The sequence below is a fragment of the Roseburia hominis genome (assembly GCA_040702975.1).
Taxonomy (GTDB): Bacteria; Bacillota; Clostridia; order Lachnospirales; family Lachnospiraceae; genus Allocoprococcus; species Allocoprococcus hominis_A.
Genome location: CP159990.1, coordinates 4,248,986 through 4,257,935 on the forward strand (window position 1 = coordinate 4,248,986; position 8,950 = coordinate 4,257,935).

The window sequence follows — 8,950 nt, forward strand, 5'->3', positions numbered from 1 at the left end:
AAAGATTTATAGCCAATGCCGAGAAATAGGATTTTCTCCATTTGTTATAGAAAAACCGCAGGCTCCAACTCAATAAACTGCTGTTTTATCATGCTCATCACATTTTCCTCTAAAAATGCTTTTTCTGCGCATGCTTCCCATAATCTAAGCGAGCTTTGAACCTCCGTAATAATTTTTTTCGCTTTCGCTTTTGATAAGTTCATTGCGCTGCCGCATTTATAAAAATCATCTAATGTAAAATGTTCCGCTTTCCCATTCATTGTCATCTGATGTCTGGCAAGCCAATGGTTTGATGCATCGTTTGCGTATGTAATATCATAAGCCGGGGCCAGATGCCATTTTCCTGCCTTGTCCATTAAAAATGAAATATTTTTCACATGGTCATCCTGGTTCCTGGCAAGTATATTAAAGGTCATTCTGCGAAACAACTGTTCAATGGCTTTTTGTCCTAAATGAAGTCGATTCATAATATAAGCCGCCTGCTCATAACTATATGCTCCCGGCATATTATAATCGTAATGCGCCATCGCCCCCAATGATTGCATATGAATCTTCTTACCTTCCTTATCCCGATCAAAACGTTTCGTCATGAAGTGATAGTGTCCAGACTCCTGATACAGTTGGCACTCATTCATGACAATGCCTGCTGCTTTTGCCATCAAATAGTAAGCATATTCTATTCTCGTATAGGCCGGGCTATCCGCCTTCTCTCCTTTATCTTTATTATTTTCCACGCCATCAAATTTAATCAGCCAATACTCATAGCCGTTTCCAGCATCAATCTGCCCTGACCGCACATCTCTCGTTTTGGGGTTCCATGCTATAATTGCTTTTGCTCTTGCACCGCCCGCTGAGGTTCCCACATTGATAATCTGTTCCATTGTACGTTCGTCTGCTCGTATATGAACATTTTCCCTTTCCAACAAAATCGCGGATGCCAATTCTACCAGCGCACTAATGTTGATAGATGTATCCGTCACCTTGGCGTAATCTTTTTGCGGAGCATACTCAAGGGCACCCATTCCACGCTTCCCTGTATATAAAAGTCGTTCCACTGCCGTTAGAGAACGAATATCCCGTCCTTGCTCTTCCAGATAGCGCTCTATCAATTTTGTTCCAAATTTGTCTGGAAGCGAATCTGCAAGAAGGCCCGGAAGACCGTGAAATGTTTCCTTTGCCAATGCCGGGAAGGAATAAATCCTCTCCGACAGAGGCATAGCAATCGGTGCCACTTCGATTTGGCTTAGCAAAAAATTCCTGTCATAATTAAATCTTGGCACATCGCCAATCCCTTCCTGTGCTACTGCCCCAATTCGCGTTCCCCATAAATATACTTCCGCAACGTTCATTCTTCATCACCCCATGTCCACATTTTATGATCCGGGCTCTTCCTTACTCCCGTAACACGTTTTCTCTTCTTGCCTATATCCACCATTTCCGTCGGCGCAAGCTCCTGTTCCTGAAGAAGTAAATTCAGGTTTTCCAATACGCCCAATACACGAAGCACATTCAACATACTATCTAAATAAACGCTTTCCCCTTTTTCCATCCGAACAATTGTTCTAATTGCCACTCCGGATTGTTCTGCCATACCTGCCTGAGTTATCTGCATCCTGATTCTGGTATCCCGGATTCTCTGACCAAGTTCCATCATAATTGTCTCGTTATTTTCATTTCCATAAATTGTCACAGCAATATTCTCCTATCCGAAAATGTCATATCTGTCACTTATTGTACCAAGTCGCTAACGCGACGGCTAGCCCTAAGTACGTGATTCCACTACTTTTTCTTGAAAATTTCATTTTTCTCAAAATAAAAGTAGCAGTTTTTTTATATTTGTTTTATTGTTGAATCACCACAAGACAACCTAAAACAATACAAGAAAACTGCTATGCTTAGTTTATCATGGATTTTTAAACTCAACAACTACTTATCTTATTTTTTTATTCGTCCACCGCCTTCTTGCGTGAGGAATACATTACTTTTCATTTCATCACAAAGGAGTTTTTTATCATGGACAAATATTTCAATACTTTTCGGGAAATGATTTCCCTTCGCGGTCTTACTGACCATACCTTATCTGCTTACTGTACCTACATTCGCGCTTACCTGGACTATCTTGAATGCTTTCTTCATAAACAGCCTGAAGAAGTGACATGGTCAGAACTGCGTGATTTTGTCAGATGGCTTTCATATAGCAGAAACCTGTCTGACCGCACCATTAACTGTGCGATTTCCCAGCTCCGTTTTTTTACCATGTATGTTCTTCATAAGCCCTGGGATGCTACCCACCTCCCCCTACGTAAGTTCGACACTTATATCCCGTTTGTCCCTACAAGAGAAGAAATCTCTGGTTATTTTTCCGACATCCCTGATATAAAAGAAAAAACCATGCTTGTTCTCATGTATTCTTCCGGGCTTCGTCTCGGTGAAGTCTGTTCCCTCCGTTATGAGGATATCGACCGCAAACAGATGAGGATCTTTATCCGGCATGCAAAGAACCGTTCTTCCAGGTACGCTATCCTTTCAAAGTATGCCCTGGATTTACTTACTGCTTATTGGTTCCAATGTGGAAAACCCAAAAACTGGCTTTTCCCTGCGAACCGAAAGGAAAATGCACCCTATAGCTCTACTAGTTTCTCTAATAAATTTGTGCAATACCGCAAAACTTTTCGTTGGAATGAGAAACTCACCTGCCACTCGTTTCGCCATGCTTTTGGCACCCATCTTTATGAAAATGGCACTGACCTGCTCACAATCAAAGAGCTCCTTGGACATAAATCACTGTTATCCACCACTATTTATGTCCATCTTGCCAGTAATGGGGTACAGGCGGCACTTAGTCCTTTTGACCAGTTTGGAGGTGCTCTTGTTGACAAACAGTAAAATTTCCCAAATCTGGCACTATTCCTATGAAAATTTTTCTGCCTTACATCACCAGTCCGGTGTTCAGGAAAAGACTTCTCATGCCATCCTTAACTGTAAAACCGGAAAACTCGGCTGTAACATCAGCCAATGTACAGTCTGTGGACATACGCAAGTCCACCACAATTCCTGCCGGAATCGGAACTGCCCCAACTGCCAGGCTGTACGAATGGAAATCTGGGCAGATAAGCGGAGAGCAGAGGTCATTGACACCCCTTACTTTCATGTGGTGTTCACACTCCCACATGAACTGAACTCCCTGATCTACTGTAATCAGAAACTCCTGTACAATCTTCTGCACAGATGTTCCGCCGAAACACTTCTGGAATTATCCCAAAATCAGAGGTATCTCGGAGCAACGCCCGGCATTATTCAGGTTCTTCACACGTGGAACCAGGAACTGGATTATCATGTGCACATGCATTGTATCGTATCCGGAGGCGGTCTGACTGCTGATCAAAAGATCCGGAAATCCAAAGGGATTTTTTTTATTCCCGTTAAAGTGCTTCGCGATAAATTCAAAGGAAAATATCTTGCCCATCTAGAGAATTATTATCGGAACAGAATGCTGTCCTTTTCCTCTTCCTGTAAAGAACTCCAGAACTCTTACTGTTGGAAAGAATGGAAAAACAATCTATATGAAAAAGACTGGTGTCCTTACATCAAAGAGACGTTCAATGGTTTTGGGAATGCAATCGAATATCTGGGACGATATACCCATAAGATTGCTATTTCCAACAGCAGGATTCTCTCTGTCACACAATCAGAAACCACTTTTTCGGCACGTGGAATAAAACCCGGTGACCCTAAACGGGAAATCACTCTTCCGAACACAGAATTCATCCGAAGATTTCTGATGCATGTACTTCCATCAGGATTCCAAAAAATCCGTTACTATGGTTTCCTAAATAACCGTATGAAATCAAAAAATCTGAAATTGATTTTCAAACTACAAGGATACCAGAAATTCAAGCGACAATATACAGATTTATCTATAGCAGAACTGTTAAAGGCTGTCTGGAATTATGATATCCGTGTCTGTCCGGAATGTGGCTGTGCGAGTATGGAACAACTCGGAAGGACATATGCAAAACCAAGCTAAACAGCAGTTCCATTCATACTGTTTTTTCAAGACCTCCCAACGGAAGGTCTGCGAAGCATGCCCAAAAAAATTTTTTCGGCCGGTTTTTCCATTGATTTCTTACAGTTTTATCCGAAATCTGGAATTTTTATCAAATGAGGGAAAATACTATCCCCATATCATTTCAGGCTAAACGTCCGCGAATTGGTACAATTGAGAAGAATCACATTCAGAGCAGTTCTTGTTTATTCCGAACTGCTCTTTTTGTCTGCTCAGAATCTGATACTTCTCTAAAGAATTATATCACAATTGACTTTAATACGTCAATTGTGGCATATTATGTTTATCCCCCAGATTTTCTTTTTTATTTCTGCTTAATAAATCATTAATAAATTTTCGATTTCTTTTAGAATCTAATCATATTTTAGACACATTTAGGGGATATACCCTGACTTTTGCAGGAAAAATAAGCTAAAAAAGGCCGCAAGTCCAGTATTTATGCTGGTTTGCGGCCTTGACATTTTGTCATTTTTTCATAGGGATTTTTCTATTTTTTTGTATCCGCCAAAATTTTTTTTATTTCTCCAAGTGTACGGATCCGTTTGCTGAAATCAATGTTCATCACTTTGCCTATATCTTTAAGTGTTTCATCATAATAGTCGAACAGATAATAATTCTGTTGGAGCAGACTACATTCCGCTTTTGAAAGCGCATCTAGTATAGTTCCAATGCTGTACTTTCTCTCTAGCTTCATTTCTAGTATCCTGGCAATGGTAAGTGCAACAAAGCAGGTAAGAAAGTGCGCTTCGATGTGTTCTTTTGTCCAAACATATACAGGCCTGGCTTCCAGTTCGCTTTTGGTGACTTTAAAGGACTCTTCAATTCTCCAAAGTCCTCGATATATGTCTATTATCTCATCATCTGATGTTTCCATCTCACTGGTCAGAAGCATGTAATAACCGTCAAATGCTTCTTCTTCCCTGAGCTTTTCTTCATCGATATCCAGAATGGAAGAAGCAGTAAGGATTTCCCCGGTTTCTTTATCAAAATCTATTTTTTTTATATACTTTGCTGCTCCATAGGAAGTGGATCTTTTGTAGTTGCCGGGATTTGCAGCAAGCTCTCTTGCTTTTGCCAGTGCAGCTTCCCGTTCGGCTTTTGCTCGTTTTGCATATTTTGCGCTCCAGAATACGACTTGTTTTTCATCTACCTGTTTGTTGAGTTTTTTCCCGGTAACAGAGGTTACCCGGATAGTCCTCGGATACCTTCTGGATTTTCTTTTATATTCTTTGTCAAGCCATTCATAACCATTTTCATCCAAAACATAATCCTTTATACTTTTTTCAGCTCCCCGGATGGACATGCTGAACACGTAGCCATCATGAGTGGGAGTATTTATGGTGTACCAGATATTATCCCCGGTAGTCATTCCTTTATCTGCCACAGAGATTACCCGTCCAAGATCAAACTGTTTTTTGATGCGCCCGAAGTTTGGCCGGTAGGTAAGGCAGTCATTGGTATTCCCAGGAAAAAGTTCATAAGTGATGGGAATACCATTTTGATCCATGAAAAGGCCCATCTGGATAATCGGGTTGGGGCGATGTTCTTTGGAAACGCCTTTATGCAGGAAATCATCCTGCCTGTCCGACTCAAAGTAATAGTTGGTGACATCATAGTAAATAAGGCTGGTATCCCTGCCGTAATTCTTTTTGATTCTGTCATTGAGCCAGAACTGTAGATTTTCCTTTTGCTTGTCCAATAATGTCAGACAACGATAAACATCATCGAGAGAGTAGTCAGTCTTTTCAAAAAATCTGTGCCGGTTATCATAGGAAGATTTTTTGGAAGCTGGGAAAAGGAGTCTGGAATAGACAAGCATTTTCATGATCGTATTGGCGTCATACTGTTCTTTTGAGTGGCGCTGCCGATTGATGAGGAAAGTATGGATGCCAAGCTCATGATAGATTTTACTTAAAGCGGCATATCCAAAGTTTTTCCGGAAGTCATCACCGACGCATAATCGGTCGGAATCAAAGAAAGTAAAGTTGATTGGAGCTTGCCGAGCTTTTTTTTCAGCTTTTAATTGCTCGACCCTTTTTGTAAAGTGAGCGATAGGGTCATCGTATTGCTTTTCTAACTCGTCCAGCCAGCCAAGAGATTCTATTGTTTTTTGGCGTGCATATTTTTTCTCTTTATCATAATAAGAATCTACAATGGAAAGCCGGATACGACCTTTAGGATTGGGTGTTTTTTTAAGATGCATATATTTTAAACTCCTGTCAATATAATATTAATTGTACCAAGTCGCTAACGCGACGGCTAGCCCTAAGTACGTGATTCCACTACTTTTTCTTGAAAATTTCATTTTTCTCAAAATAAAAGTAGCAGTTTTTTTATATTTGTTTTATTGTTGAATCACCACAAGACAACCTAAAACAATACAAGAAAACTGCTATGCTTAGTTTATCATGGATTTTTAAACTCAACAACTACTTATCTTATTTTTTTATTCGTCCACCGCCTTCTTGCGTGAGGAATACATTACTTTTCATTTCATCACAAAGGAGTTTTTTATCATGGACAAATATTTCAATACTTTTCGGGAAATGATTTCCCTTCGCGGTCTTACTGACCATACCTTATCTGCTTACTGTACCTACATTCGCGCTTACCTGGACTATCTTGAATGCTTTCTTCATAAACAGCCTGAAGAAGTGACATGGTCAGAACTGCGTGATTTTGTCAGATGGCTTTCATATAGCAGAAACCTGTCTGACCGCACCATTAACTGTGCGATTTCCCAGCTCCGTTTTTTTACCATGTATGTTCTTCATAAGCCCTGGGATGCTACCCACCTCCCCCTACGTAAGTTCGACACTTATATCCCGTTTGTCCCTACAAGAGAAGAAATCTCTGGTTATTTTTCCGACATCCCTGATATAAAAGAAAAAACCATGCTTGTTCTCATGTATTCTTCCGGGCTTCGTCTCGGTGAAGTCTGTTCCCTCCGTTATGAGGATATCGACCGCAAACAGATGAGGATCTTTATCCGGCATGCAAAGAACCGTTCTTCCAGGTACGCTATCCTTTCAAAGTATGCCCTGGATTTACTTACTGCTTATTGGTTCCAATGTGGAAAACCCAAAAACTGGCTTTTCCCTGCGAACCGAAAGGAAAATGCACCCTATAGCTCTACTAGTTTCTCTAATAAATTTGTGCAATACCGCAAAACTTTTCGTTGGAATGAGAAACTCACCTGCCACTCGTTTCGCCATGCTTTTGGCACCCATCTTTATGAAAATGGCACTGACCTGCTCACAATCAAAGAGCTCCTTGGACATAAATCACTGTTATCCACCACTATTTATGTCCATCTTGCCAGTAATGGGGTACAGGCGGCACTTAGTCCTTTTGACCAGTTTGGAGGTGCTCTTGTTGACAAACAGTAAAATTTCCCAAATCTGGCACTATTCCTATGAAAATTTTTCTGCCTTACATCACCAGTCCGGTGTTCAGGAAAAGACTTCTCATGCCATCCTTAACTGTAAAACCGGAAAACTCGGCTGTAACATCAGCCAATGTACAGTCTGTGGACATACGCAAGTCCACCACAATTCCTGCCGGAATCGGAACTGCCCCAACTGCCAGGCTGTACGAATGGAAATCTGGGCAGATAAGCGGAGAGCAGAGGTCATTGACACCCCTTACTTTCATGTGGTGTTCACACTCCCACATGAACTGAACTCCCTGATCTACTGTAATCAGAAACTCCTGTACAATCTTCTGCACAGATGTTCCGCCGAAACACTTCTGGAATTATCCCAAAATCAGAGGTATCTCGGAGCAACGCCCGGCATTATTCAGGTTCTTCACACGTGGAACCAGGAACTGGATTATCATGTGCACATGCATTGTATCGTATCCGGAGGCGGTCTGACTGCTGATCAAAAGATCCGGAAATCCAAAGGGACTTTTTTTATTCCCGTTAAAGTGCTTCGCGATAAATTCAAAGGAAAATATCTTGCCCATCTAGAGAATTATTATCGGAACAGAATGCTGTCCTTTTCCTCTTCCTGTAAAGAACTCCAGAACTCTTACTGTTGGAAAGAATGGAAAAACAATCTATATGAAAAAGACTGGTGTCCTTACATCAAAGAGACGTTCAATGGTTTTGGGAATGCAATCGAATATCTGGGACGATATACCCATAAGATTGCTATTTCCAACAGCAGGATTCTCTCTGTCACACAATCAGAAACCACTTTTTCGGCACGTGGAATAAAACCCGGTGACCCTAAACGGGAAATCACTCTTCCGAACACAGAATTCATCCGAAGATTTCTGATGCATGTACTTCCATCAGGATTCCAAAAAATCCGTTACTATGGTTTCCTAAATAACCGTATGAAATCAAAAAATCTGAAATTGATTTTCAAACTACAAGGATACCAGAAATTCAAGCGACAATATACAGATTTATCTATAGCAGAACTGTTAAAGGCTGTCTGGAATTATGATATCCGTGTCTGTCCGGAATGTGGCTGTGCGAGTATGGAACAACTCGGAAGGACATATGCAAAACCAAGCTAAACAGCAGTTCCATTCATACTGTTTTTTCAAGACCTCCCAACGGAAGGTCTGCGAAGCCTGCCCAAAAAAATTTTTTCGGCCGGTTTTTCCATTGATTTCTTACAGTTTTATCCGAAATCTGGAATTTTTATCAAATGAGGGAAAATACTATCCCCATATCATTTCAGGCTAAACGTCCGCGAATTGGTACAATTGAGAAGAATCACATTCAGAGCAGTTCTTGTTTATTCCGAACTGCTCTTTTTGTCTGCTCAGAATCTGATACTTCTCTAAAGAATTATACCATAAAACGCGACATAACGCAATATAAATATGACGAAAACTAGAAATAAAAAAAGCTTGAAATCCTGTGTT

At 40.7% G+C, this 8,950-nt stretch carries 7 protein-coding genes; 4 read left to right on the top strand and 3 right to left on the bottom strand.

From position 1 onward, the window contains the following. Nucleotides 1-44 precede the first annotated feature (44 nt). Together ABXS75_19770 and ABXS75_19775 are read right to left on the bottom strand one after the other, a co-directional pair. Entirely contained in the window at nt 45-1,349 is a 1,305-nt protein-coding gene (locus ABXS75_19770; GenBank protein ID XCP85223.1) for a type II toxin-antitoxin system HipA family toxin, read from the bottom strand. Continuing rightward, nucleotides 1,346-1,690, bottom strand: a complete 345-nt coding sequence (locus tag ABXS75_19775) for a hypothetical protein (protein ID XCP85224.1) — start codon at nt 1,688-1,690, stop codon at nt 1,346-1,348. The genes ABXS75_19770 and ABXS75_19775 overlap by 4 nt, the downstream gene beginning before the upstream one ends. Nucleotides 1,691-2,013: 323 nt before the next feature. On the opposite strand from ABXS75_19775, the gene ABXS75_19780 reads away from it, so the two are divergent. Further along, nucleotides 2,014-2,886, top strand: a complete 873-nt coding sequence (locus ABXS75_19780) for a tyrosine-type recombinase/integrase (protein ID XCP85225.1) — start codon at nt 2,014-2,016, stop codon at nt 2,884-2,886. Continuing rightward, on the top strand, nt 2,822-4,027 hold the full coding sequence (locus ABXS75_19785) for an IS91 family transposase (protein XCP85226.1): 1,206 nt from the start codon (nt 2,822-2,824) through the stop codon (nt 4,025-4,027). Before ABXS75_19780 ends, ABXS75_19785 begins: the two co-directional genes overlap by 65 nt. 526 nt (nt 4,028-4,553) lie before the next feature. Here the strand turns inward: ABXS75_19785 and ABXS75_19790 are convergent. Next, nucleotides 4,554-6,269, bottom strand: a complete 1,716-nt coding sequence (locus ABXS75_19790) for an IS1634 family transposase (protein XCP85227.1) — start codon at nt 6,267-6,269, stop codon at nt 4,554-4,556. A gap of 313 nt (nt 6,270-6,582) precedes the next feature. On the opposite strand from ABXS75_19790, the gene ABXS75_19795 reads away from it, so the two are divergent. Beyond that, nucleotides 6,583-7,455 (top strand): tyrosine-type recombinase/integrase, encoded by an 873-nt coding sequence (locus tag ABXS75_19795; GenBank protein XCP85228.1) that lies wholly within the window; start codon nt 6,583-6,585, stop codon nt 7,453-7,455. Beyond that, complete coding sequence (locus ABXS75_19800) at nt 7,391-8,596, top strand: IS91 family transposase (protein ID XCP85229.1); 1,206 nt, start codon at nt 7,391-7,393, stop codon at nt 8,594-8,596. The genes ABXS75_19795 and ABXS75_19800 overlap by 65 nt, the downstream gene beginning before the upstream one ends. Nucleotides 8,597-8,950: the final 354 nt, after the last annotated feature.